The sequence below is a fragment of the Maribacter aquivivus genome (genome assembly GCF_900142175.1).
Classification (GTDB): domain Bacteria; phylum Bacteroidota; class Bacteroidia; order Flavobacteriales; family Flavobacteriaceae; genus Maribacter; species Maribacter aquivivus.
In genome coordinates this window covers 70,583-96,619 of the sequence record NZ_FQZX01000004.1, presented here as the reverse complement: position 1 = coordinate 96,619, position 26,037 = coordinate 70,583, and the positions used below count along the sequence as shown (strand labels likewise).

The window sequence follows — 26,037 nt, the reverse complement described above, 5'->3', positions numbered from 1 at the left end:
ATAAATTGATTTTGAAATAGATGTTACATCAATTACAGATTAAAAAATACAAGACCTTAAGCGGGATCTCTCAAGACATTCAATTGTCTTATCAGGTATTCGGTAAAAAGTTACATACAGCGCCTATTATTTTGGTGAACCATGCATTAACGGGAAACTCTAATGTTACCGGAGATGATGGTTGGTGGTCTGCACTTATTGGTGATGAAAAATGTATTGATACCCAAAAATATACCATTTTGGCATTCAACATTCCAGGGAATGGTCATGATAAATTCGTTATTGAAAACTATAAAGATTTTGTTGCCGGAGATGTAGCAAGAATGTTCTTATTAGGATTACAGCAGTTGAAAGTAGAACGTTTGTTTGCTTTAATTGGTGGGTCTTTAGGTGGCGGTATTGCTTGGGAAATGGCAGCATTACACCCAACACTGACAGAGCATTTAATACCTGTGGCATCTGACTGGAAATCGACCGATTGGTTAATTGCCAATTGTCAGATTCAAGAGCAGTTTTTAGTGAACTCCAAGCAGCCTGTACATGATGCGCGTATGCATGCAATGTTATGCTATAGAACTCCCGCTTCCTTCAAAGAGCGCTTCAAAAGAAGTACAAATGAAGAGCTAAAGGTTTTTAATGTAGAAAGCTGGTTAATGCATCATGGCGATAAACTACAAGAGCGTTTTCAATTATCGGCTTACAAGTTGATGAACCAGTTGTTGAAGACCATTGATGTTACTAGAGGTGGAGATGAGAATTTCATTAAATTGCAAAATAGCGATACCAACATTCATATTATTGGTGTCGATTCTGATATGTTCTTTACCGCACAAGAAAATAAAGATACGTTTAAGCAATTGGCGCAAGCTAAGAGTAACGTTACCTATGGAGAGGTTCAGTCATTACATGGTCATGATGCGTTTTTGATCGAGTTCGATCAAATGGAGAAACTGCTAGGTGGTATTTTCAACACCAACGGAAATGTCAAGAAAATAAAGATTCTAAAGTTTGGAGGTAAGTCCTTGAGCAACGGAGAAGGGCTAGAGCGTGTATTAGATATTGTTGCCAATAAGGTAAAGAATGATGAGAACATTGCCATTGTTTTATCCGCTAGGGAAAAAGCTACAGATCAGTTAGAAGAAATGTTGGAGAAAGCTGCAAAGGGAAAAGACTATAAGTCGGACTTTGTAGCTCTAGAAAAATATCAAAAGCATACCTATAAGAATATCAATTTATCGGCAGAGTTTAAAGGCTTGGCGAAGTTGTATGAAGGCGTTTCTTTGTTGGGTGATTACAGTGCTAAAATTAAAGATGAGGTACTAGCTTATGGTGAATTGATTTCTGCCAAGTTGGTTACTAAATTATTAATAGGAAAAGGTATCAATGCAGCGCTGGTAGATACCCGTAAGGTGATAAAGACCGATAATACATTTGGTGATGCCAAAGTATTGGAAGCAGAATCAAAAGAGCAGGTTTTACTCAAGTTTGCTGAAATTCCCAAAAATACTGTAGCAGTGGTCACCGGTTTTATCTCATCTACGTTAGATGGAGAGACAACTACTTTAGGTAGAAATGGGAGTAATTATTCAGCAGCACTTTTAGCAAATTTTTTAGATGCTGAAGAATTGCAGAATTATACACATGTTGACGGAATATATACTGCAAATCCTGATTATGTGCCAGAAGCTAAAAAGTTAGAAAATCTTTCTTATGAAGAGGCAAATGAATTAGCGAATTTTGGAGCTACCATACTACATGCAAAAACGATAATTCCGCTAATTGAAAAGAACATTCCGCTGCGTATTTTAAATACGTATAATGATGATAATGAAGGAACATTAATAAGTGCCAAATCTAGCAAAGAAGGCATTAAATCACTTTCTGTAATTGAAGATGTTGCCATGATCAATATTGAAGGTCGCGGCTTGTTAGGTAAAGTAGGTGTAGATGCCAGAATTTTTAAGGCGCTGGAATCAAGTAATATTAGTGTAAGTATAATATCTCAAGGTTCTTCGGAAAGAGGCATTGGACTTGTGGTTAAGAAAGACAAGGCTAAGAGAGCAAAATTGGCCTTAGAGAACGAATTCAGTAATGATTTTGAATCTAAAGATGTGAATATGATTACGGTGATAGATGATGTGTCTATTATTTCGATTGTAGGTCAAGATTTAAGTACGTTCCATAATCCATTTAATGCATTGATTAAAAACCAGATAGTGCCATTATTATTCAATAATACGGTATCAGGTAAGAATGTGAGTTTGGTGGTGAAAAAATCTGATTTGCATAAGGCGGTAAACGTTATGCATGGGCAGGTTTTTGGAATCAGTAAAAAAATAAATATTCTTGTTTTTGGACATGGAAATGTTGGTGGAACTTTGATAGACCAAATTCTGAAATCTGCCAAATCAATCAAGGATCGCAAAAAGTTAGATTTACGGGTTTTTGGAATCGCGAATTCTAAAAAGATTTTGTTAAATGAAAAGGGAATTACCAAAAGCTGGAAAACGAATCTAAAGCAAAAAGGAAAGGCGTATAAAGTTGAAGATGTCTTTGATTTTGCAAAACGTCATCATTTAGAGAACCTGATTGTTATTGATAATACGGCAAGTAAAGACTTTGTAGCAAACTATTTTGAGTTTGTAGAACATGGTTTTGATATCGTGTCTTCAAATAAAATAGCCAATACCTTACGGTACGACTTTTATCAGTTGCTACGAGAAGAGTTGCAAAAGAATCAAAAGCAATATTTGTATGAAACCAATGTAGGTGCAGGGTTACCACTAATAGATACCATTAAGTTATTGCATTTATCAGGCGAAAATATAACCAGAATTAAAGGAGTGTTCTCTGGTTCTTTAAGTTATATTTTTAATACTTTTTCAGAAAGCGACCTACCATTCTCATCTATTTTAAAAGATGCAATGGAGCAAGGCTTTACAGAGCCAGATCCACGAGAAGATTTATCTGGCAATGATGTAGGTAGAAAGTTGTTGATTTTAGCACGTGAGCTAGATTTGCATAATGAGTTTGGAGATATTAATATTGATAATCTTATCCCTAAGAAATTACAAGAAGGAGCGGTTGATTTCTTTTTAGAAAATTTAGATGTGTTGGATGCTAAATTCAATGAAATTAAAAAGAATCAGAAACCTAACCACGTTTTACGTTATGTAGGTGACTTGCATGGAAATCTTCAAAAGGAAAAAGGTGTATTAGATGTGAAATTGATATCCGTTCCAAAAGAAAGTGCTTTAGGGCAAGTAAAAGGGTCAGATTCTATCATAGAAATCTATACGGAATCTTACGGTGAAAATCCGTTAGTAATTCAAGGAGCAGGTGCAGGAGCAGCTGTTACAGCTAGAGGAGTATTTGGAGATATTCTAAGAATAGCGGAAAAAGGGTAATCGTTTGGTTGAAGCAAACGCCAAAAAAAATAAGAAATGAAAAAGAACAATAATAAATTTGAAACCAACGCGATACGTACGCAATTAAAGCGAACAGAGAACTTGGAACATTCTGTACCGTTGTATTTGACATCTAGTTTTGTATTTGAAGATGCAGAAGATATGCGTGCATCCTTTGCGGAGGAGAAAGAGCGGAATATATATTCACGTTACTCGAACCCAAATTCAACTGAATTTATAGATAAAGTTTGCCAAATGGAAGGTGCAGAGAGTGGCTTTGCATTTGCATCTGGTATGGCGGCTGTGTTTTCTACTTTAGCGGCATTGTTAGATAGTGGTGATCATGTGCTTTCAGCAAGAAGTATATTTGGTTCAACACATTCATTATTTACCAACTTCTTTCCAAAGTGGAATATTGACCACACCTATTTCAAGATAGATGCATTAGAGGAAATAGAAAGTTTAATCACTCCGAAAACAAAAATCATCTATGCAGAGACGCCTACGAATCCTGGGGTAGATGTATTAGATTTAGAGGAGTTGGGTAAGATTGCGAAAAAGAATAATTTAATTCTGGTAATAGATAATTGTTTTGCATCGCCTTATTTGCAGCAGCCTATAAAGTTTGGTGCAGATTTGGTCATTCATTCAGGTACAAAACTAATGGATGGTCAAGGTAGAGTATTAGCAGGTATTACTGTGGGTAGTGCAGAATTGATGGACAAGGTATATCGTTTTTCAAGAATAACTGGTCCCGCTTTATCACCGTTCAATGCATGGGTGTTATCGAAAAGTTTGGAGACTTTGGCAATACGAGTAGATAGGCATTGTGAAAATGCTTTAAAACTGGCGGAGTATTTAGAAGCACATGAAAACATAAATTGGGTGAAATATCCGTTCTTAAAATCGCATCCAAAATATGAGATAGCCATTAAGCAAATGAAAGCTGGTGGTTGTGTAGTAGCTTTTGAGGTAAAAGGAGGATTAAACGCAGGTAGGGAGTTTTTTGATTCTATTAAACTGTTGTCCCTTTCTGCCAATTTGGGAGATTCAAGAACAATAGTAACGCACCCGGCATCAACTACGCATAGTAAATTAAGTGTTGAAGAACGTGCAGCTGTTGGTATCTCTGACGGAACAGTTAGAATTTCTGTAGGTCTAGAACATATAGATGATATCATCGCAGATATAGCGCAAGCGTTAGGATAAATATCTAACTAGCAGAAATAAAAAATGCCCGGTATGTACCGGGCATTTTTATATATAATAATGTTGTAATTATTTACTTAACGTCATATTGTAAGTAGCACTAACGGTAGAAGTTCCAAAGAACGATTCAACAGTTTCATTTAGCTCGTAACGAAGAGACATTTTAGAATCATTAAGTTCTACAATAGTGTAGCCAACTTCTTCCTCACCAGAACCGAAGTATAACGTACTGCCATCTAATCTCCATTTTTCAGATGCAAAAAAGTCTTCGCCTTCTTGCTCTTGTGTGTCATTTTCTCCTGCTATAGTAGTACTTAATACTGTAGTATAAGAACCTTCGCTAGTTACTACCTGTGGGTCTTCAGAAAAAGTGACAATAGTTTGGAAATCTTTACCTACTGCTTTAAAAGTAGCAGGAATTGTGGTTCCTTCAATAGTAGTGTCTGATCTACCATCGGTAGCTTCAAGTGCTGTTAGGTTCCATGTACCTACAACTTCTTCTTCAGTTGCGTTAGATACGGCGTCATCATCATTTGAACAAGATGTGAAGACTAAAGTAAAAACTGTGATAATCGATAATAAGAATACTTTTTTCATAATTAATTTAATGGTTGTGACTGTATAACGACGTTTTGTTGGTTCAAGTATTTAACACATATTTTTTATTTGGCTATCTTAGCAATATGCTCTCGAAAAAGACAAAATATGGGTTGAAAGCACTGGCGTATTTAGCCGCACAACCCGATAAGAAACCAGTTCAAATTTCAGAAATTGCTGAGAAAGAGAACATCTCTCAGAAATTCTTGGAGAGTATACTCTTGAGTTTAAGAAAAACAGGATTCTTAGGCTCTAAAAAAGGCAAAGGAGGTGGTTATTATTTAATAAAATCTCCCGAAGAAATATCTATGACCGATATTATGAGGGTTTTAGAAGGACCAATTGCCATGGTACCTTGTGTAAGTCTTAATTTCTACGAAACCTGTGATGATTGTCCTGATGAAAACACCTGTTCCGTTCATAAGCTAATGCTGCAGGTACGTGATAGTGCTTTAGATGTTTATCGAAACAATACACTAAAGGATATCATCTCGTAAATCCCATCATTTTAATAAATCTTCATTTTGCAGTAAGCCAATACATTGTGAAATATTAATTTTTCATGCTCTTTTGTTAATAATCTACTAAATCTATAGGGTAAATGAAATTTATTTAAAATTAGAGCGACTACTTTAAAAAATAATTCTATTTTTGAAAACTCTATTAAATTAGTAGGGTAATAAAAATTGAGTAAAAGATGATTGCAGATCAACTTATATTAAATAAAAAAGAAAACAAAACTACGTATCAAGATGATAAAACATCTGAAAAACCAATTCGTAGTATTGCCAAGGCTTTCAGTTGGAGGGTGATAGGTACCGTAGATACGTTAATCATATCTTATATACTTACAGGTGAGTTTTCGGTAGCAGCATCAATTGCCTCTATTGACTTCGTGACAAAAATGATTTTATATTTCTTTCACGAACGTTTTTGGAATTTAGTAAAGTGGGGTAAATAATAAAGAATAGGATTATGGCATTGACAGAAGCACAAGTTCAGAAGTTGAACATTCAATTTAAAGGTATACCGCCAGAAGAAATTATTTCTTGGGCAGTAAAGCATGCAAAAGCTCCAGTAGTAACTACAAACTTTAGACCATATGAAGTAGCTATTTTACATGCTGTATCTGGTGTAAAAAAAGATATTGCTGTTGTTTGGTGCGATACGGGTTACAATACGCCTAAAACGTACAAACATGCAGATGAGATAATTGGCAAGTTGAATTTGAATGTGAAATTGTTTGTGCCTAAGCAAACTACAGCACATAGAGATGCTGTTATGGGTATTCCGCAAATTGATGATCCAAGACATGCAGTGTTTACGGAACAAGTAAAGTTGGAGCCTTTTAAAAGGGCAATGGCAGAATTTAAGCCAGATGTTTGGTTTACGAATCTAAGAAAAGGACAGACTGCACATAGGGACAGTTTAGATATTTTAAGTCTAAGTAAAGACGGGGTTTTAAAGGTGAGTCCTTTTTATCACTGGAACGATACGCAGCTAGATACCTATTTAAAAAAATATAATCTACCTAATGAGCATAACTATTTTGATCCAACCAAAGTTTTGGAAAATAGAGAATGCGGGTTACATAGTTAAATCTAGGTAGTAGAAAAGAATAAAGATAATTTATCTAAAAAATTATAATGAGTAATACAAGCACGGAATTGGAAGTAACACCATCCCTAGAACTTTTAAAAGATACCTCTAGTATAAATGCTCTTGAGAATGAAGCAATTTATATCATTAGAGAAGTAGCGGCTCAGTTCGAGAAGCCTGTTCTTTTGTTTTCAGGAGGAAAAGATTCAATTACATTGGTTCGTTTGGCGCAAAAAGCATTTTGGCCATCAAAAATACCTTTCCCATTAATGCATATTGATACGGGACATAACTTTCCTGAGACTATTGAATTTAGAGATAGATTGGTAGAAGAATTAGGTTTAGAGTTAATTGTACGCAATGTGCAAGATTCCATCGATCAAGGTAAAGTAAAAGAAGAGTCTGGTAGATATTCTAGTAGAAATAGCTTGCAGACAACTACGTTGTTAGATGCAATAGAGGAATTTAAATTCGATGCTTGTATTGGTGGTGCCCGTAGAGATGAAGAAAAAGCACGTGCTAAAGAACGTATTTTCTCCGTAAGAGATGATTTTGGTCAATGGGATGAACGTAACCAACGTCCGGAGTTATTTGATATGTTGAACGGACAAATAGAATTGGGTCAGAACGTGAGGGTTTTTCCAATATCTAACTGGACAGAATTAGATGTTTGGTCTTATATCAAAGAAGAGCAAATTGAAATTCCATCAATCTACTTTGCACACAAGCGTAAAACATTTTTAAGAGACGGTATGATCTGGTCTGCAGAAGACGGTATTGTATTTAGAGAAGAAGATGAGGTTGTAGAAGAACGTTTAATTCGTTTCCGTACAGTAGGTGATATGTCATGTACTGCCGCAGTACTTTCAGATGCTGAAACTATAGATAAAGTAGTAGAGGAAATTAGAGATTCTTCTATTTCGGAACGAGGCGCACGTATAGATGACAAGCGTTCTGAGGCAGCAATGGAGAAGAGAAAACAACAAGGATATTTTTAGAATTTTCTTAAGAAAATTCTGCCCTTAGCCCTTAGCTATCGGCTAATAGCCTTAATTAATAATTTAATAGCCAGAAGCTTAAAGCTAAAGGCTAACAGCATTAAAATGGAAGTACTAAAAATAGCAACAGCAGGTAGTGTAGATGACGGTAAAAGTACCTTGATCGGTAGAATACTGTATGATACAAAATCATTGACCAGCGATAAGTTAGAGGCAATTGAAAAGACCAGTAAGCAAAAGGGATATGATTATTTAGATTTCTCTTTGGCAACAGATGGTTTGGTAGCGGAACGTGAGCAAGGAATCACTATAGATGTTGCCCATATTTATTTCTCTACAGCAAAGAAAAGTTACATTATTGCAGATACCCCTGGGCATGTAGAATATACACGTAACATGGTTACTGGTGCATCTACTTCACAGGCGGCGATTATATTGATCGATGCTAGAAAAGGTGTAATTGAACAAACAAACAGACATTTCTTTATTAATAATTTACTGCGCATTAAAGATGTTGTAGTGGCAATTAATAAGATGGATTTGGTTGATTATTCTGAGGAAACGTATAACGCTATTAAAGCCGATTTTCAAGAATTGATGGCAAAACGCGATTACCAAGACCAGAAAATCACCTTCATTCCAGTAAGTGCATTAAAAGGAGATAACGTAGTAAATAAAACGGACAAGACACCTTGGTATACAGGTCCTACTTTGTTAGAACATTTTGAAGCCTTAGATAGAAAAGATATTTTTAATGTAGGTACACCACGTTTTCCAGTACAATATGTTATTCGCCCTAAGACAGATGAGCATCATGATTTTAGAGGATTTGCAGGTAAGGTATATGGTGGCGAGTTAAGTGTAGGTGATGAGGTAGTAGCACTGCCTTCGCAAACACGTTCTAAGATAAAGGACATTTATTTTCACGATAAAAAATACAAAACAGCTTCTAGACGTTCATCGGTAACAATCACATTAGATGATGAAATCAACTTAAGCCGTGGAGACATGTTAGTGAAAGCCAATGATTTACCAACAGTAGATAAGCAATTTACAGCTACAATTTCTTGGATGGATTCATTGCCTTTAGCAACAGGAAATAAATATATAGTACAACACGGTGTCAACAAAGTATTGGCAAAAGTAGAACAAGTACATCATAAAATTGCTCCGGATTATTCGGGTATCGATACAGAAGCAGATTCTTTGGGTATGAATGATATAGCCCAGGTTAGCTTTCGTTTAAATAAACCAATCTTCTATGATCAATTTAAGAATCACAGAACTAACGGTTCGTTTATTTTAATAGACACCAAATCTAATAGTACCGTAGGAGCGGGATTCATTAGTTAAATATAAAAGGTCAATTTTAATATTGACTGTTTTTAATAAGTCTATAAAATCTATAGGCAAAATATAGTAATAATTTATCTCAGTACGTAGTGCTGAATACTTAATACCGAGCAATGCAGAGTTTTAGAACAGAAATAGAGAATCAAGTAGTTGCGAATGATATTTTAGAATTGGAACGCAAGATTCATGAGTTCCATGGCGGCAAATTAGATGAGGAGAAATTTAGAAGCCTACGTTTGGCTCGTGGAGTATACGGTCAGCGTCAAGAAGGGGTTCAAATGATTCGTATAAAATTACCATACGGTAAGGTAACTTCTAATCAATTGCTTCGTATTTGTGATGTATCAGACGAGTATTCTACAGGTAGGTTACACATTACTACGCGGCAAGATATACAAATTCACTATGTGGATTTGAACAGGACTCCAGAGTTATGGTCAGAATTAGAAAAGGATGATATTACATTAAGAGAAGCATGTGGTAACACGGTACGTAATGTAACGGCTAGTGAAACTGCAGGTATAGATGTAGATGAACCTTTTGATGTTTCGCCTTATGCACATGCATTATTCCAGTATTTCTTAAGAAATCCTGTGAGTCAAGAAATGGGACGTAAGTTCAAGGTTTCTTTCTCTGCAAGTGATGCCGATACCGGACTTTCATACATGCACGATTTAGGTTTTATTGCTAAGCTTGAAAATGGAGAGCCAGGTTTTAAAGTAATGCTTGGTGGCGGATTAGGTTCTCAGCCAAGACATGCAGATGAGTTGTATAGCTTTTTACCAGCGGATCAAATTATTCCTTTAATGGAAACGGTTATTAGAGTTTTTGACCGTTACGGTGAGCGTAAGAGTAGAGCAAAGGCTAGAATGAAGTTTTTACTGAAGGATTTAGGTCTTGACGGATTCAAAGAATTATTGGCAGCAGAGAAAACAGCTGTTCCTTTTGATACTTTTCCAATTAATCCAGAAGAATATCCGAAGATAAAAGTTTCACAATTAGAAGTTCCTAAAGTAGAAATTTCTAATCAGAAAGAATTTGAGCAGTGGAAATCAACGAATGTAGTACCACAGAAACAACCAGGTTATGTTGCTATTGGTATCAAAGTTTTATTAGGTGATTTTTATACTGATAAAGCACGCTTATTGGCGAATTTGGTACAGAAATATGCTGCAGGAGAATTAAGGTTGTCGCTACGTCAGAATATTTTAATTCCTTTTGTAAAAGAAGAAAATATTGAATTTTTCTATACTGAATTAAAAGAATTAGGCTTTACCGATGCTGGCTATAACAAGGCATTAGATATTACTGCTTGCCCAGGTACAGATACGTGTAACTTAGGTATTGCTAGTAGTACAGGTATTGCAGAAGAATTAGAAAGAGTAATTAAAACAGAATATCCAGATTATATTAATAACGAAGATGTTGTTATAAAAATTAGTGGATGTATGAATGCCTGCGGACAACACAATATGGCAAATATTGGTTTTCAAGGAATGTCTGTTCGTACAAAAGATAAATTAGTTGCACCTGCACTTCAGGTTCTGTTGGGAGGAAGTACAGATGGTAACGGTCAAGGACGTTTTGCTGATAAGGTGGTAAAAGTACCAAGTAAAAGAGGTCCGGAAGCATTACGTTTAATACTAAATGATTTTGATGCAAATGGTGGCGATTTATCGTTCCCTGATTATTATGCAGAAAAAGGACAAATGTATTTCTATGATTTTCTTACGCCACTTTCATCAATAGATGATTTAACACCGGAAGACTTTATAGACTGGGGAAATACGGAGCGTTATGAAAAAGCTATTGGAGTAGGTGAGTGTGCCGGAGTTGTAATTGATTTAATTGCGACGCTACTTTTTGAAAGTGAAGAGAAAATACAGAATGCACAAGATATGTTCGATGCCGAAAAATGGTCGGCAAGTATCTACCACGCATATTCTTCAATGGTAAATTCAGCGAAAGCAATGTTAACGTCAGAGAATACGAAAGTAAATACGCATGTAAGTATCATTAAAGATTTCGATGAGAAATTTGTAGCCGATGGAAGAATTGCTGTTGCAGGCGGATTCGAGAAATTGGTTCTTCAATTGAATCAAAATGAGCCATCAAAAGCTTTTGCAGCATCGTATATTAAAGATGCTAAAGCGTTTTTAGAGATTGTTGCGAAATTTAGAGAACAGGAATTAGCAGAAGCATAAATCATGGCAGATAGTAATTTACATAAAAATAGACAGGCAAAATTAACCGTAGTAGGTGCAGGACCTGGTGATATAGAATTGATCACTTTAAAAGCGATTAAGGCGCTGGAAAATGCCGATGTTGTGTTGTACGATGCTTTGGTAAATGAAGATTTGCTAGACTACGCTAAAAATGCAGAATTAATTTTTGTTGGTAAACGCAAAGGATGCTATGCCTATCAGCAAGAGCAGATTAATCAGCTCATTATAAGTAGGGCAAAATCGCACGGACATGTAGTTCGTTTAAAAGGTGGAGATCCGTTTGTATTTGGTCGTGGTTCTGAGGAAATGGAATATGCAGCATCGCATGGTTTAGAAGTTGCCATGGTTCCTGGTATTTCCTCTAGTTTAAGTGTACCGGCATATCAAAATATTCCAGTAACAAAAAGAGGAGCGTCAGAAAGTTTTTGGGTAATTACGGGAACAACAAAAGAACATAAACTATCAACAGATGTTGCCTTAGCAGCTAAAAGTAGTGCTACTGTAGTAATACTTATGGGGATGTCCAAACTACCACAGATAGTAGCATTGTTTAAAGGCGAAGGTAAGTCAGACATGCCTGTTGCAATTATTCAGAATGGAACTCGTGAAAATGAAAAGGTAGGTATAGGCACTATAGAAACTATTGTTGATGTAGTGGAAAAAGAAGAGTTATCTAATCCTGCTATTATTATAATAGGGGAAGTTGTAAGGCATAGAGAATCACTGATGAAGGCAAAGCTTGAATATTCAAGTAATGAGAATGTCAGGTTGAGTCCAGTAGAAACCTCATTGAGTAAATAGTAATAAGTAAGTAGTTTAAATATAAAGTAGAATTTAAAGAAGTAGCATAGGGAGTGAAGACTCAATACTAGCTGCTCTATATCAATAAATAGTTATGATTAAAACAGATATGCTCATTATAGGAGCGGGACCAACCGGATTGTTTACGGTGTTTGAAGCAGGATTGTTAAAATTAAAAACACATTTAATAGATGCGTTGCCACAACCAGGTGGACAATGTTCAGAGATATATCCAAAGAAGCCTATTTATGATATTCCGGCATTTCCAGAAATCCTTGCGGGTACTTTGGTAGATAATCTAATGGAACAAATAAAACCTTTTGAGCCAGGATTTACGTTAGGCGAAAGAGCGGAAACTTTAGATAAATTGGAAGATGGTTCTTTTGTAGTAACGACAAATAAAGGAACGCAGCATAATGCGCCAGTAGTAGTTATTGCTGGTGGTTTAGGTTCTTTTGAACCAAGAAAACCACCTATCGAGAACATTGTAAATTTTGAGGATACCGGTGTTGCTTATATGATTAAAGATCCAGAAGTATATCGCGATAAAAAGGTCGTAATTTCTGGTGGTGGAGATTCTGCTTTAGACTGGGCTATATTTTTAACAGATGTGGCTTCAGAGGTGACTTTGGTACATAGAAGAGATGAATTTAGGGGCGCTTTGGATTCTGTTGAAAAAGCAGCTGAATTGGCTAAGCTTGGTAAAATAAAATTGATTACTAAAGCTGAGGTTAAAGAATTACATGGTAAAAATCAACTTGAGGCTGTAGTTATAAAACATACAGATAAAGAGAAAGAAGATACCTATTTAGAAGTTGATAATTTTATTCCGCTTTTTGGTTTATCACCTAAATTAGGTCCTATAGGTGATTGGGGCTTAGATATTCATAAGAATGCGATTAAGGTAAACAACGCAAAAGATTATCAAACAAACATACCGGGAGTATATGCAATTGGCGATGTAAATACATACGAAGGTAAACTGAAATTGATATTGTCAGGTTTCCATGAAGCTGCAGTAATGTGTCAGTATGCATACCAACAAATCAATCCGGGTAAACGATATGTAATGAAGTATACTACCGTTGGCGGAGTCGAAGGATTTGATGGTTCTAAGAAAGAAGCTAAGAAAGAAGTAGTACAAAGTATAGCCTAAAATACTTAAGTAATATGGCAGAAACCTCTGATTCTTTAATGATTCAGAGGTTTTTTTATGACAATTCCCCAGAATTTCGTTAACTAAATAACCTATTGAAGTTTTGGATAAGAGCATACTGTGCCGTTACTTTGCAATTAGTTCATAAATATATTGAAACGTTATCAAGAAAGGTGGAGGGACTAGACCCATTGAAACCTTGGCAACCCTTTCCAATATGGAAAAGAAGGTGCTACATTCTATCTTTATTCTGCTTACTTCTGCAGAATGTGTTATTTAAAATAGCATTACAAAAGACAGATAACTTAAGAAAAGGCATCTAGCCTAACTTTCCTTACTTGATTTCGAATTAGTTTTTTATTGGATGTAGAATCTTTTTACAACGTAAAATGAAGGATATAAAAGAAATTTTAAAAGAGCGAATTCTCATATTAGATGGTGCCATGGGTACGATGCTACAACGCTATAAATTTACTGAGGAAGATTTTAGGGGAGAACGTTTTAAAGAATGGGAACACCCTTTACAAGGCAATAATGATTTATTATCGCTAACCCAACCTGAGGCAATTGCTGAGGTTCATCGTAAATACTTTGCTGCAGGGGCAGATATTGTGGAGACCAATACATTTTCGGGTACAACAATTGCCATGGCAGATTATTACATGGAAGATTTGGTGTATGAGCTTAACTATGAATCTGCACGTATTGCGAAAAAAGTAGCTGATGAATTCACTGCGAAAGAACCTAATAAACCACGATTTGTAGCTGGTAGTATAGGACCCACAAATAAGACGGCAAGCATGTCTCCAGATGTAAATGACCCAGGATATAGAGCCGTGTCTTTTGATGAATTAAGAATAGCCTATAAACAACAAGTTGAAGCTTTGTTAGATGGTGGTTCAGATTTATTATTGGTAGAAACCATATTTGATACCTTAAATGCAAAAGCAGCTTTATTTGCTATAGAAGAAGTAAAAGAGGAAAGAAATATTGATGTGCCAATTATGGTGAGCGGTACAATTACCGATGCTTCGGGTAGAACATTGTCCGGACAAACAGCGGAAGCTTTTTTAATATCCATTTCACATATTCCAATTTTATCGGTAGGGTTTAATTGCGCTTTAGGCGCAAGTCAGCTGGTACCTCATTTAGAAGTATTATCTAAAAAAAGTGAGCATGCAGTTTCTGCACACCCTAATGCAGGTTTACCAAATGCGTTTGGGGAATATGATGAGACTCCAGAGCAAATGGCAGCACAAATAAAAGAATACGCAGAAAAAGGATTAGTAAATATTGTAGGAGGTTGTTGTGGAACAACACCAGAGCATATTACGGCGATAGCAAATATGGTGGCTAAATATGAACCTAGAAAGTTGACAGTTGTTAGTAAATAAATCGTTTTTCGTTTCTCGTTAATGGTTTATCGTAGTTATAAAAATTAAATGGATTATAAAGATTTAGACATTTGGGTGCAGGCTAGAGTACTTGTTAAAACAGTTTATGTTTTGACAAAGTCCTTTCCAAAAGACGAACAATTTTCTTTAACCTCGCAGGTTAGACGATGTGTTATTTCTGTACCATCAAATATTGCAGAAGGTTGTGGAAGGCAATCCAATAAGGAGACTATTCATTTTTTACATATAGCGAGAGGTTCTTTATATGAGCTGGAAACGCAGTTGATTTTAGCCGGAGATTTAAATTACATTTCAGATATAGATAACGTTTTGAAAGAAATAGAAAGAGTTAAAAAGTTGTTGAACGGATTCATAAACTATCACAAGAAATTATGAGTACAAAAAACGAACAACGAGCAACGAGCAACGAGCAACGCTTTTTAAAACTAAGCGGATTAGAACCCTTGATTGTTACCCCCGAGACTAACTTTATCAATGTTGGTGAACGAACAAATGTTGCAGGTTCTAAAAAGTTTCTTCGTCTTGTAAAGGAGGAGAAATTTGAAGAGGCACTGGCGGTTGCAAGGGAGCAGGTAGAAAATGGAGCGCAGGTTATCGACATTAATATGGATGATGGTCTGATTGATGGAAAAGAGGCCATGGTCAAATTTTTGAATTTGGTCATTGCCGAGCCAGATATTTCTCGTGTTCCTATTATGATAGATAGTTCTAAATGGGAAATCATTGAGGCTGGTTTACAAGTAGTGCAGGGTAAGTGTGTAGTAAACTCTATTAGTTTAAAGGAAGGTGAAGTGCAATTTTTGCATCATGCAAAATTGATTAAAAGATATGGTGCTGCGGTAATCGTGATGGCATTTGATGAGGTTGGACAAGCAGATAATTATAACCGACGTATTGAAATAGCAAAGCGTTCTTATGATGTTTTGGTAAATAAAGTCAATTTTGCACCAGAAGATATCATTTTTGATTTAAATATTTTCCCTGTTGCTACAGGTATGGACGAGCATAAATTGAATGCTCTCGATTTTATCAGAGCTACAAAATGGGTTCGTGAAAACTTACCACATGCAAGTGTTAGTGGAGGTGTCAGTAATGTTTCGTTTTCGTTTAGGGGAAACAATCCTGTGCGTGAGGCAATGCATTCTGTTTTCTTGTACCATGCTATTAAAGCAGGTATGAATATGGGTATCGTTAACCCAAGTATGCTAGAGGTTTACGATGATATTCCTAAAGATTTATTAGAACGTGTAGAAGATGTTATTCTTAATAGAAGAGATGATGCAACAGAGCGTTTACTAGATTTTGCAGAGTCTGTAGTTGGTAAAACAAAAGAAAGTAAGATAGATTTATCTTGGAGAGAAGAGCCATTACAAGATAGAATTACACGTGCCTTGGTAAAAGGTATTGATCAATACATAGTAGAAGATGTAGAAGAAGCCAGATTAGCTGCCGATAAGCCAATTCAGGTTATTGAAGGAAATCTAATGACCGGTATGAATGTGGTTGGTGATTTATTTGGAAGCGGAAAGATGTTCTTGCCACAAGTAGTGAAATCTGCCCGAGTAATGAAGAAGGCGGTAGCTTATCTATTACCATACATAGAAGAAGAAAAGTTATTGAATCCGCAAGAAGGAGATTCTGATAATGCAGGTAAAATATTGATGGCAACCGTTAAAGGTGATGTGCATGATATTGGTAAGAATATTGTTGGTGTTGTTTTGGCATGTAACAATTATGAGATTGTTGACTTAGGAGTCATGGTGCCACCAGAAAAAATAATTGCAGCCGCCATTGAGCACAATGTAGATATTATAGGACTTAGCGGATTGATTACGCCGTCATTAGATGAAATGGTGCATTTAGCGAAGGAAATGGAACGTAAAGACTTCAAGATTCCGTTGTTAATTGGTGGTGCAACCACAAGTAAAGCACATACGGCAGTAAAAATTGATACGCAATACAATGAAGCTGTAGTGCATGTAAATGATGCGTCTAGGGCGGTAACCGTTGTGGGAGATTTGCTTCAAAAAGATACTTCAAAAGGCTATAAAAAGAGCATTAAGGATGATTATGATGTTTTTAGGGAAAAGTTCTTAAATCGTTCTTCAAGTAAAACCTACAAGCCTATTTCTGCTGCACGTAGAAATAAATTTAAGATCGATTGGAAAACCTCTGAGATAGTTAAACCAAACAAATTAGGTATTCAGGTTATTGAAGATTTAGATTTAAATATACTAGTACCATTTATTGATTGGACTCCGTTTTTTAGAAGTTGGGAATTACATGGTAAATACCCTGCTATACTTACCGATGAGGTAGTTGGAGAACAAGCGACCGAATTATTTGCAGATGCTAAAGCAATGCTGAACAAAATTATTTCTGAAAAGAAATTGAAGGCAAAAGGTATTTTTGGATTGTTCCCGGCAAACTCAATTAATGAGGATGATATTGATATCACTTTAAGTGAAGTTGAAGGGCGAGATGAAGAGCATTTTACATTTAGAACACTTCGCCAACAATTACAGAAAAGAGAGGGTGTTGCAGATTATGCATTGGCAGATTTTATAGCACCTAAAGAATCTGGTAGGCAAGATTATATGGGTTGTTTTTGCGTGTCTACAGGGTTTGGTACGGCAGAATTAGCGGCTAAATATGAAAAGGATTTAGATGATTATAATTCTATAATGGTAAAAGCCTTAGCAGATCGTTTGGCAGAGGCTTTTGCGGAATATTTGCATAAAGAAGTGCGTATGAAACATTGGGGTTATGCTGCAAATGAAGATTTGAGCAATGAAGATTTAATTAAAGAATCATACAAAGGTATTCGTCCTGCACCAGGTTATCCTGCTTGTCCTGATCACTTAGAGAAATTGACCATTTGGGATATTTTAAAAGTTAATGAAACTATAGGGGTAGAATTAACGGATAGTTTGGCAATGTGGCCAGCAGCATCGGTTAGTGGGTATTATTTTGGAAATCCAGAAGCACGTTATTTTGGATTAGGAAAAATAAAAGATGATCAGGTTAAAGATTTTGCAGAACGTAAAGATATATCTCTGGAGAAGGCAGAAAGATGGCTAGCGCCGAACATAGTTGATTAGTGCGTTAGGGATAGAAGCGGCATATTTTTCTATTTAAATTGATGTTCACTAAGATGAAAGAGTGAATTATAAATAGAAAAAATAGAGCTGAAAGCCCGCCCGAACGCCCAAAAGAATAAAGTATAAGTAATAATACCTCTGTGGAGGTTGCTCTTAAAAGGGGAATAGTATAGGACATGAAAGTAACAGATCATATTACAAACGCTAAAGGAAAAACGCTTTTTTCATTTGAAATTGTGCCTCCGGTAAAAGGGCGCAATATTCAAGAATTATATAAGAATATAGACCCTTTAATGGAGTTTAATCCTCCGTTTATTGATGTAACGACTTCACGAGAGGAGACCATCTATGTAAAAAAAGAAGGACTTCTAGATAAGAGAACTACTCGTATGCGACCAGGTACAGTAGGTATTTGTGCCTCTATTCAACATAAATATAATGTTGATACAGTACCTCATGTAATCTGCGGCGGATTTACCAAAGAGGAGACTGAATACATGTTGGTAGATTGTCATTATTTAGGCATACAAAATGTAATGGCGTTGCGTGGCGATGCTCGTAGCGAGCAAAAATATTTTGAACCTACCGATGGTGGGCATCCGTTTGCTATAAACTTGGTAAAACAGATTCAAGATTTAAATTGTGGTAAGTATTTACATGAATCTATAGAAAGTGAGCATTGCAGTGAATTTTGTATTGGCGTAGCCGGATATCCTGAAAAGCATTTAGAATCACCTTCCCTACAATCAGATTTAAAGCGTTTAAAAGAAAAAGTAGATGCAGGCGCCGATTATGTGGTAACACAAATGTTCTTCGATAATAAAAAGTATTTTGAGTTTGTTGAAGCAGCCAAGAATATTGGAATTACAGTACCGATCATACCAGGTATTAAACCAATTGCGGTAAAGCGACATATGCAGTTGTTGCCACAAGTGTTTAGAATAGATATGCCACAAGATTTAATAGAAGCTGTTGATAGTTGCGCTACCAACAAAGATGTACGTGCGGTAGGTATTGAATGGGCAATTCAACAATCTAAAGAATTGAAAGCTGCGGGAGTACCTGTTTTACATTACTACTCTATGGGTAAATCTGATAATATAAAGGCAATAGCAGAAGCACTTTTTTAGTTTTTAGGAAGCTAGTTTGTCAGTTCGAGTGTTTTTATATCGTAGAGTAACGGAGATATGAAAATGTGTCGATAACCTTTGTTACGAGGGGGTTTTTCGATAAAAATTTCTTGGTGCCTCAAAAACTCACTCGAAGTGATATTATTACTTTTGTAATTACAATATTTGTAAGAAAGAACTTGGTACTTCGTACTTACTACTTATTTTTGCCCTCAATGAATTTCAAGTTTTTTTCTATTTTACTGTTATCAGTTTCTTTTTGTTTTGCACAGGAATCTACTGAGCTTAAAAAGTATACCCTTGATGCAAGTCAGTTTTACGGGTCTATTATTTTACATAATCCAGATATTTCGCATTTAATTACTTCGCATCCAGAAGGCGTGATTTTGAGCTATAATCGTAAAACGTATGGTGCAGAGGAATGGGAGGAATTATATAATTATCCTGATTTAGGATATTCTTTCATATACCAGAATGGCAACAACAGTACTTTGGGTGATAATTACGGACTTTATGCCCACTATAATTTCTATTTTTTTAAACGTAATGTACAGTTTCGTGTGGGGCAAGGTGTGTCTTATGCCTCTAACCCATATGATAAGGAAACCAATTTTAGGAATAATGCCTACGGGTCTGACATATTGAGTTCTACCTATTTAATGTTCAATTATCACAAAGAAAATATTTTTAAGGGATTAGGGTTTAAAGCTGGCGCTTCTATCATTCATTATTCAAATGCGAATTTTAGAGCTCCAAATACATCTACTAATACATTGGCGTTTAATGCCGGTTTTGTGTATGATTTAGATGGAGGAAAAGAAATAGAATATGTGCATCGTGAAAAAGAAAAAGTAACCGAGCCATTACGTTACAACTTTGCGTTAAGAACAGGTATAAATGAAAGTGATGTTATTGATTCTGGTCAGTACGGGTTTGTTGTACTCTCTGCCTATGCCGATAAAAGGGTAGGAAGAAAAAGTGCGTTACAATTTGGGGTAGATGCTTATTTCTCTAATTTTTTAAAGGAGTTGATTCGCTATCAAAGTATCGCTTTTCCTGAAAATGGTGTTGAAGCAGATGACGATTATAAAAGAGTGGGTGTATTTATGGGGCATGAATTGTTCATTAATAGCATGTCGGTAATTTCTCAGTTCGGTTATTATGTCTATTATCCTTTTGATTTTGAAGGGCGTACGTATCTGCGTGTTGGTTTAAAACGTTATTTTGGCGACAAACTGTATGGCGCGGTAACCTTAAAGTCTCATGGGGCAAAAGCGGAAGCTGTAGAATTTGGAATAGGAATAAGATTGTAAGATGATAGAAATGATATATAAATTAAAAAGTAATCTGGTAGAGGGCAGTCGAGGTCTTTTAGTCTTGTCTGGGATACTATTATTTTTATTTATTTCATGCGATTCGGAAAATGCATCTGATTGTTTTCAGGAAACTGGAGCTATTGTCAAGGAAGAAGTTAATGTAGATGCATTTAGTGCCATAACTGTATTTGAAAATGTAGCCTTAGTTATTAAACAGGGCGATACCCAAAAAGTTGAAATTGAAACCGGAGAAAATTTACGTAACGAGGTAGATGCTGTGGTTGAGGATGGTAATTTGTTACTAACAGATACCAACGATTGTAATTACGTTCGTGATTATGGTACAACAGTGGTTTATGTTACTACTCCCAATTTAACAAGTATTAGAAGCAGTACCGGTTTTCCTATTCAAAGTGACGGAGTGTTGGCTTTTGAAAGTTTAAGCTTGCTGTCAGAAAGTTTTACAGATCCAGAAGCAGAAACTACAGATGGGGAATTCATTTTAGAATTAAACGTTTCTAGTTTAAGTATGACAAGCAACGGAATATCATATTTCAAGTTAAAGGGCAGCGCAAAAAGCTTTAATATAAGTATTGCAGCAGGCGATTCTAGGGTAGAGGCAGAAGAACTAATAACCCAGCGGGTAAATTTTAACCATAGAGGTTCAAATGATATTTTAGTAAATCCGCAAGAAAGTTTAACCGGAGTTTTAAGAGGTACAGGAGACCTGCAGAGTTTTAACCGACCGGCAACAGTGGATGTTGAAGAATTGTATAACGGACGCTTGATCTTTGTGGAATGAATCCTATACTCAAATATCTGAAAAACGTGTTTGCTGCTAAACGTATTTTGGCGGATGATACTGAGTTAACAGGATTGGTAAAAGTAGATTATTTACTTCAACAATTAATAATAGAAGATAAAGTACCCGGAATTGCAATTACTGTTTTAAAAGAGGGAAAGTCAGTTTTCCAAAAAGGGTATGGGTATGCCAACATTGGCGAGAAACAGTATATAGACCCTAAAAAATCTATTTTTAGAATTGCTAGTGTCTCAAAGCCTATTGCAGCTATAGCTTTGGCACATATGGTACAAGAAGAACTTATTGATTTAGATGAATCTTTCTATACCTATCTTCCAGATTATCCAAAGAAAGAATGGGATTTTACTATTCGCCAATTAGCTAGTCATACGGCAGGAATTAGAGTATACAAAGGCAAGGAGTACGGATTAAACAAACCTTTGTCCATAAAAGAAGGTCTTAAGATATTTAAAGATGATCCTTTGGTATACAAACCAGGTAGCGAATATTTGTACAATAGTTTTGATTGGGCAATGATTTCTGCCGCAATGCAAGAAGCAAGCGGAATCCCGTTTGAAGAATATGTGCAAGGGAAGGTGCTGAATCCGCTAGGGATGAATTCTACTTTTTGTCCCGAATGTCATTATGAGTCAGACTCACAGAGCAGTAGTGAAAATACTGATGCTCTTGAAGTAAATGATATTTTTATATCCAAAGAACAAAACAACGTTGCTACATTTTACACAAAGAGCATTTCAGGATTTAGAAAGGCGATACCTGTAGATAATTTTTACAAATTAGCAGGCGGCGGATATTTGTCCACCTCTGAAGATATCGCAAAATTCGGACAAGCATTTTTAGATAAGAAAGTTAAGATCGAAGAAGCAATTTTAAATCAATTTTTAACAGCTCAGCAAGTAGATGGTAATTCTACGTACTACAGTTTTGGTTGGCAAGTAAGCGAAGATGCAAAAGGTAGAAAGTTCTTTGGGCATGTTGGTAATGGAGTAGGAGGGTATTCTAATTTTTTTGTCTACCCTAAAGAGCAGCTTGTTTTTTCGATTCTCATTAATTGTACCGACCCAAGAATTCAAGAAGAGCTAGATGCAATTGTAGATTGTTTTTTCAACGAGAGTAAGGCTTAGTGGTCTAATTATTTTTTAAGTTTTAAAGAAAGGCAACAATACTTTAGGCGATGTAAAAGAGTTCACGTGGACTATACCATTTTACTTTCAGTCGGGTCCTAATAGGAGCACATTGAACTAGGTTAGACCTAAATTAAGGCTTATGTTGTCTAAGTATTCGTCAAATCTAAATTCAACACTATAAAGTCGTCTTCGGTACATATTACTTCGTTTTTTACAATTTTCATTTAAGTTTTTAGTTAGTACTTAATATTCGTTTAGTAAATATTAAATATTAACCAATTTTAATTATGAAAAAAACCAATTTATTTATTCTGTTCTTTTTAAGTATAATCATTTTTTCTTGTTCTAGTGATGATGCTAATGAAAGTCTATCCGACGATATTGATCCAGACGGAGTTAATATAGTAGAAGAAGAGTTATTAAATGTTAATGCTACATCGGCAGGCATTGCTATTGATGGTGCCACACTAAATGATGGGGGTGTAACGCCAACCGGAGGTATAGACTTCAGTTTAGATTATACCAAACAAACCGCATTTCAAGACTATGGTTTTGAAATCATATTTGATGCACCAACAGATTTTGCCGGAGCCTATATTCAGTTATTTGATGAAAATGGTATGGCTGATAGTTATATTGATGTGCCATCAAGTGCTACAGATAATTATTATGGAGGTAAATTTTTATCAAAAGAAAGAAAAGATGTTTTTACAAAAAAAGGTGCGTCGACTCAAAAAGATGAGGATACTGTAATTGATGTCAATTTTTCTAATACTGTACCTGCCGGAACATTCTGTTATGCAATTTGTGTTTATGACAGCCAAGGTAACATTAGTCAACCAGTAGAGGTTTGCGTAACAGTTGAATCTTGGGGTGGTAATGTAAATCTTTTAGGTGATTGGGATTTTACAAAACAAATTGATAACGGTGAGCTTATTGAAGTAGGTGAGGAGTCTTGTGAGAGCTACGATTCAACATTATATTGTGACAATGGAAATCAAGTAGATGTTGAATTAGATGAATGTTACACACTTAACGACCTGGTAATTACATTTAATGAAAATGGCACTTATTTTTTTAGTCAAGAATCTGAATATAAAAGTTTAGATTATAGTGCATCGAATGCAGCTTGCGATGTAATATATGAAGAAGATGGTGGTGAGGCTTATACATCCTCAGGTAACTGGGCTTTTAACGAAGAGGAAAATATTTTGACTTTAGTTGAGTTTGAGTATACCGAAACTAGTGATGGAGAAACTTACACAGATGTAGAGCCAGATGGTTATTTATTGCTAGATGGTGAAATAAGTCTTTCGAATAATGAATTAATTATTTCAGAATCAGATACTTTTAATGGTGAAACAGAACTTTACGAATATTTTTTCAGTAAAAAATAAGGGTTAAATCTATAAAGTATTTAAAAGACCTCTAATTAGAGGTCTTTTTTATTTTAATAAGTAATTCATGTTTAATTTAATTTTTAACACAAAACCTTCACTTTTTGAGATAGAAATTGAATTTTTTAAAAAAATAAAACGGAAAACGACCATTTTTAAATATAATTACTACATTAGCCAAAGTTTACAAGCACAATGACAAAACAATATTTCTGGAACGGTTTTTATTTTTACTTCTTTTTTAAGAGAGGTACGGGACTGTTGTAGTATATTTTAAATATAAAATAGAATCTAAGTTCCGATATATATCGGAACTTTTTTTTTGTTCAAAAATTGAAATCTCCCTGAACGTAGTAGAAGGGTTTTGCAGTAAGTTGAAATGTGAATTATGAGTTTAAAAATAGCCATACAGGGAATTAAAGGAAGCAACCATCATCAAGTTGCAAAAGATTGTTTTGGTGATGATATTGAGTTAGTAGAATGTCTTTCTTTTGATGCTTTGGTAGACAAGTTATTGTCTAATGAAGCGGATCAAGGGGTTATGGCTATCGAGAATAGCATTGCAGGTTCAATAATACCAAATTACGCATTGGTCAATCATAATAATTTGCACATTATAGGTGAGTATTATTTAAATATCCATCATAATTTAATGATGTTGAAGGGGCAGAAAATTGAAGATATTACAGAGGTCAGTTCTCACCCCATGGCATTGTTGCAGTGTAAAGAATATTTTAGACAATACCCGCAAATAAGATTGGTAGAAGATGTAGATACGGCAGAGACGGCAAAACGTATACAAGAGCAAAAATTAAAGCACGTTGCAGCTATTGCACCTAATGTAGCGGCAGAATTATATGGGTTGGACATCGTAGCGAACGACATACAGACGATACGAAATAACGCTACTCGTTTTATCATTGTAAAGACAAAAAATAATGTGTTGCCAGAGGCTGAAATTACAAAGGCTTCACTACGGTTTATAACCGACCATAAAAGGGGGAGTTTAGCGGCTGTGCTTAATGTTATGAGCGATTGTAGATTGAATTTGACAAAAATACAGTCGTTACCGGTAATAGAAACACCATGGAAATATGCATTTTTTGTGGATGTCACCTTTACTGATTATGCAGATTTTACTAAGGCTAAAAGTCTTTTGAACATCATGGCAGAAGACTTTAAGGTTTTGGGCGAATATAAAAATGTAAGACAATGATACGTACTGCCGACAGGTTAAATACCATACAGGAATACTACTTCTCAAAAAAGTTGAGAGAGGTACGCGGCTTAATGGCCCAAGGTAAACCAATCATAAATATGGGTATTGGAAGTCCAGATTTGACTCCGTCTCAAGAAGTGTTGAATGCAATACAGAGCGCGGTATTAGAAAACGGTGCGCATCAATATCAAAGTTACCAAGGGTTACCTCAGTTAAGAGGTGCAATTGCTAATTTTTATAAGAAGAGGTTTAATGTTGACGCCAATCCTGATACTGAGATTTTACCATTAATGGGCTCAAAGGAAGGTATAATGCATATTAGCCTTTCTTTTTTAAACGAAGGTGATGAGGTTTTAATCCCTAATCCGGGATACCCAACCTACACTTCTGTTACTAATTTGGTAGGCGCAGTGCCTACGTACTATGACTTGACTGAAGAAAATGGCTGGTTTCCAGATTTAGAAGCATTGGCAAAGCAAGATTTGTCTAAGGTAAAGATCATGTGGTTGAGTTACCCGCATATGCCAACAGGTGCTTCGGCAACTAAAGAGCAGTTTGTAAAAATAGTAGACTTTGCAAAGCAGCATGATATTCTGTTAGTAAACGACAATCCGTACAGTTTTGTTTTAAATGATGAACCAGCGAGTATTTTAAGTATACCGAATGCAAAAGAGGTATGTTTAGAATTGAATTCATTGAGCAAAACCTTTAATATGGCCGGTTGGCGTGTAGGTTTTGTATTAGGAAGCGAAGAGCATATCAATGCTATTTTAAAGGTGAAGAGTAATATGGACTCTGGTATGTTCTACGGAATTCAGAAAGGAGCCATAGCAGCATTAGAAAGTACCGATGAATGGTTCCGGGATTTGAATGCCGTATATAGTGAGCGTAGAGAGTTGATTTTTGAATTGGCAGAAACGCTTGGGTGTACATATGATAGAAATGCCGTTGGCTTGTTCGTATGGGCAAAATTACCAGAAGGTAGTGTGTCATCAGAAGAATTTATAGATAATGTATTGTATACAAAAGATTTGTTCATTACCCCAGGTACTATATTTGGTAGTAATGGTGAAGGCTATATTCGCTTTTCGCTTTGTATAACAAAAGACAAAATAAAAGAAGCAATTAAAAGATTTGATTAGTTAAAAGAAAAATAACTAAAGC

Annotated in this window: 21 protein-coding genes and 1 riboswitch; of the genes, 20 read left to right on the top strand and 1 reads right to left on the bottom strand. The window is 35.6% G+C overall.

Features of this window, described 5'->3' with window-relative positions:
* The first annotated feature begins 20 nt into the window (after positions 1-20).
* Positions 21-3,407: a bifunctional aspartate kinase/homoserine dehydrogenase I gene (gene thrA, locus BUC31_RS18535; RefSeq protein WP_073247069.1), complete on the top strand. Its 3,387-nt coding sequence runs from the start codon at positions 21-23 to the stop codon at positions 3,405-3,407.
* 36 nt (positions 3,408-3,443) lie between these two features.
* Entirely contained in the window at positions 3,444-4,616 is a 1,173-nt protein-coding gene (locus BUC31_RS18530) for a trans-sulfuration enzyme family protein (RefSeq protein ID WP_073247068.1), read from the top strand.
* A gap of 69 nt (positions 4,617-4,685) precedes the next feature.
* Here BUC31_RS18530 and BUC31_RS18525 read toward each other — a convergent pair whose 3' ends face one another.
* Entirely contained in the window at positions 4,686-5,213 is a 528-nt protein-coding gene (locus BUC31_RS18525; protein WP_073247066.1) for a hypothetical protein, read from the bottom strand.
* 86 nt (positions 5,214-5,299) lie between these two features.
* On the opposite strand from BUC31_RS18525, the gene BUC31_RS18520 reads away from it, so the two are divergent.
* From BUC31_RS18520 to BUC31_RS18435, 18 genes are all read left to right on the top strand, one after another.
* Positions 5,300-5,710 carry an RrF2 family transcriptional regulator gene (locus BUC31_RS18520; RefSeq protein ID WP_073247064.1) on the top strand — a complete coding sequence of 137 codons (411 nt, stop codon included), beginning with the start codon at positions 5,300-5,302 and terminating at the stop codon, positions 5,708-5,710.
* 200 nt (positions 5,711-5,910) lie between these two features.
* Positions 5,911-6,174 (top strand): DUF2061 domain-containing protein, encoded by a 264-nt coding sequence (locus tag BUC31_RS18515; RefSeq protein ID WP_036156290.1) that lies wholly within the window; start codon positions 5,911-5,913, stop codon positions 6,172-6,174.
* A gap of 14 nt (positions 6,175-6,188) precedes the next feature.
* Positions 6,189-6,812, top strand: a complete 624-nt coding sequence (locus BUC31_RS18510) for a phosphoadenosine phosphosulfate reductase domain-containing protein (RefSeq protein WP_073247062.1) — start codon at positions 6,189-6,191, stop codon at positions 6,810-6,812.
* Between the two features lie 47 nt (positions 6,813-6,859).
* On the top strand, positions 6,860-7,810 hold the full coding sequence (gene cysD, locus BUC31_RS18505; RefSeq protein WP_073247061.1) for a sulfate adenylyltransferase subunit CysD: 951 nt from the start codon (positions 6,860-6,862) through the stop codon (positions 7,808-7,810).
* Positions 7,811-7,915: 105 nt separating this feature from the next.
* Complete coding sequence (locus tag BUC31_RS18500) at positions 7,916-9,163, top strand: sulfate adenylyltransferase subunit 1 (protein WP_027068055.1); 1,248 nt, start codon at positions 7,916-7,918, stop codon at positions 9,161-9,163.
* A 113-nt stretch (positions 9,164-9,276) separates the two neighbouring features.
* Positions 9,277-11,367 (top strand): HEPN domain-containing protein, encoded by a 2,091-nt coding sequence (locus BUC31_RS18495; RefSeq protein ID WP_073247059.1) that lies wholly within the window; start codon positions 9,277-9,279, stop codon positions 11,365-11,367.
* A gap of 3 nt (positions 11,368-11,370) precedes the next feature.
* The gene (cobA, locus tag BUC31_RS18490) at positions 11,371-12,189 is read left to right on the top strand and encodes a uroporphyrinogen-III C-methyltransferase (RefSeq protein ID WP_051638384.1); all 819 of its coding nucleotides are present in this window, start codon (positions 11,371-11,373) and stop codon (positions 12,187-12,189) included.
* 94 nt (positions 12,190-12,283) lie between these two features.
* Entirely contained in the window at positions 12,284-13,345 is a 1,062-nt protein-coding gene (locus BUC31_RS18485) for an NAD(P)/FAD-dependent oxidoreductase (RefSeq protein WP_073247057.1), read from the top strand.
* A 158-nt stretch (positions 13,346-13,503) separates the two neighbouring features.
* Positions 13,504-13,616, top strand: a riboswitch (SAM riboswitch).
* A 118-nt stretch (positions 13,617-13,734) separates the two neighbouring features.
* Positions 13,735-14,739 (top strand): homocysteine S-methyltransferase family protein, encoded by a 1,005-nt coding sequence (locus BUC31_RS18480; RefSeq protein WP_073247055.1) that lies wholly within the window; start codon positions 13,735-13,737, stop codon positions 14,737-14,739.
* 48 nt (positions 14,740-14,787) lie between these two features.
* Positions 14,788-15,135: a four helix bundle protein gene (locus BUC31_RS18475; protein WP_073247054.1), complete on the top strand. Its 348-nt coding sequence runs from the start codon at positions 14,788-14,790 to the stop codon at positions 15,133-15,135.
* A complete protein-coding gene (metH, locus tag BUC31_RS18470; protein WP_244534075.1) occupies positions 15,132-17,861 on the top strand; it encodes a methionine synthase in 2,730 nt (909 codons plus the stop codon). Before BUC31_RS18475 ends, metH begins: the two co-directional genes overlap by 4 nt.
* A gap of 176 nt (positions 17,862-18,037) precedes the next feature.
* Entirely contained in the window at positions 18,038-18,991 is a 954-nt protein-coding gene (gene metF, locus BUC31_RS18465; protein ID WP_073247050.1) for a methylenetetrahydrofolate reductase [NAD(P)H], read from the top strand.
* Between the two features lie 215 nt (positions 18,992-19,206).
* Positions 19,207-20,304 carry an acyloxyacyl hydrolase gene (locus tag BUC31_RS18460; RefSeq protein ID WP_027068048.1) on the top strand — a complete coding sequence of 366 codons (1,098 nt, stop codon included), beginning with the start codon at positions 19,207-19,209 and terminating at the stop codon, positions 20,302-20,304.
* 10 nt (positions 20,305-20,314) lie between these two features.
* Complete coding sequence (locus BUC31_RS18455; RefSeq protein ID WP_073247185.1) at positions 20,315-21,109, top strand: head GIN domain-containing protein; 795 nt, start codon at positions 20,315-20,317, stop codon at positions 21,107-21,109.
* Entirely contained in the window at positions 21,106-22,254 is a 1,149-nt protein-coding gene (locus BUC31_RS18450; protein WP_073247048.1) for a serine hydrolase domain-containing protein, read from the top strand. Before BUC31_RS18455 ends, BUC31_RS18450 begins: the two co-directional genes overlap by 4 nt.
* A gap of 290 nt (positions 22,255-22,544) precedes the next feature.
* Complete coding sequence (locus tag BUC31_RS18445) at positions 22,545-23,654, top strand: hypothetical protein (RefSeq protein WP_073247046.1); 1,110 nt, start codon at positions 22,545-22,547, stop codon at positions 23,652-23,654.
* Between the two features lie 388 nt (positions 23,655-24,042).
* On the top strand, positions 24,043-24,870 hold the full coding sequence (locus BUC31_RS18440) for a prephenate dehydratase (protein ID WP_073247044.1): 828 nt from the start codon (positions 24,043-24,045) through the stop codon (positions 24,868-24,870).
* Positions 24,867-26,015: a pyridoxal phosphate-dependent aminotransferase gene (locus tag BUC31_RS18435; protein ID WP_073247042.1), complete on the top strand. Its 1,149-nt coding sequence runs from the start codon at positions 24,867-24,869 to the stop codon at positions 26,013-26,015. The genes BUC31_RS18440 and BUC31_RS18435 overlap by 4 nt, the downstream gene beginning before the upstream one ends.
* Positions 26,016-26,037 lie beyond the last annotated feature (22 nt).

Coding starts and splice junctions, on each gene's coding strand:
- metF (WP_073247050.1), top strand. CDS start 18,038: ATGAAAGTAACAGATCATATTACAAACGCTAAAGGAAAAACGCTTTTT.
- BUC31_RS18525 (WP_073247066.1), bottom strand. CDS start 5,213: ATGAAAAAAGTATTCTTATTATCGATTATCACAGTTTTTACTTTAGTC.
- BUC31_RS18485 (WP_073247057.1), top strand. CDS start 12,284: ATGATTAAAACAGATATGCTCATTATAGGAGCGGGACCAACCGGATTG.
- BUC31_RS18445 (WP_073247046.1), top strand. CDS start 22,545: ATGAAAAAAACCAATTTATTTATTCTGTTCTTTTTAAGTATAATCATT.
- BUC31_RS18500 (WP_027068055.1), top strand. CDS start 7,916: ATGGAAGTACTAAAAATAGCAACAGCAGGTAGTGTAGATGACGGTAAA.
- cobA (WP_051638384.1), top strand. CDS start 11,371: ATGGCAGATAGTAATTTACATAAAAATAGACAGGCAAAATTAACCGTA.
- BUC31_RS18495 (WP_073247059.1), top strand. CDS start 9,277: ATGCAGAGTTTTAGAACAGAAATAGAGAATCAAGTAGTTGCGAATGAT.
- BUC31_RS18455 (WP_073247185.1), top strand. CDS start 20,315: ATGATATATAAATTAAAAAGTAATCTGGTAGAGGGCAGTCGAGGTCTT.
- BUC31_RS18530 (WP_073247068.1), top strand. CDS start 3,444: ATGAAAAAGAACAATAATAAATTTGAAACCAACGCGATACGTACGCAA.
- metH (WP_244534075.1), top strand. CDS start 15,132: ATGAGTACAAAAAACGAACAACGAGCAACGAGCAACGAGCAACGCTTT.
- BUC31_RS18440 (WP_073247044.1), top strand. CDS start 24,043: ATGAGTTTAAAAATAGCCATACAGGGAATTAAAGGAAGCAACCATCAT.
- BUC31_RS18460 (WP_027068048.1), top strand. CDS start 19,207: ATGAATTTCAAGTTTTTTTCTATTTTACTGTTATCAGTTTCTTTTTGT.
- thrA (WP_073247069.1), top strand. CDS start 21: ATGTTACATCAATTACAGATTAAAAAATACAAGACCTTAAGCGGGATC.
- BUC31_RS18435 (WP_073247042.1), top strand. CDS start 24,867: ATGATACGTACTGCCGACAGGTTAAATACCATACAGGAATACTACTTC.
- cysD (WP_073247061.1), top strand. CDS start 6,860: ATGAGTAATACAAGCACGGAATTGGAAGTAACACCATCCCTAGAACTT.
- BUC31_RS18515 (WP_036156290.1), top strand. CDS start 5,911: ATGATTGCAGATCAACTTATATTAAATAAAAAAGAAAACAAAACTACG.
- BUC31_RS18510 (WP_073247062.1), top strand. CDS start 6,189: ATGGCATTGACAGAAGCACAAGTTCAGAAGTTGAACATTCAATTTAAA.
- BUC31_RS18480 (WP_073247055.1), top strand. CDS start 13,735: ATGAAGGATATAAAAGAAATTTTAAAAGAGCGAATTCTCATATTAGAT.
- BUC31_RS18475 (WP_073247054.1), top strand. CDS start 14,788: ATGGATTATAAAGATTTAGACATTTGGGTGCAGGCTAGAGTACTTGTT.
- BUC31_RS18520 (WP_073247064.1), top strand. CDS start 5,300: ATGCTCTCGAAAAAGACAAAATATGGGTTGAAAGCACTGGCGTATTTA.
- BUC31_RS18450 (WP_073247048.1), top strand. CDS start 21,106: ATGAATCCTATACTCAAATATCTGAAAAACGTGTTTGCTGCTAAACGT.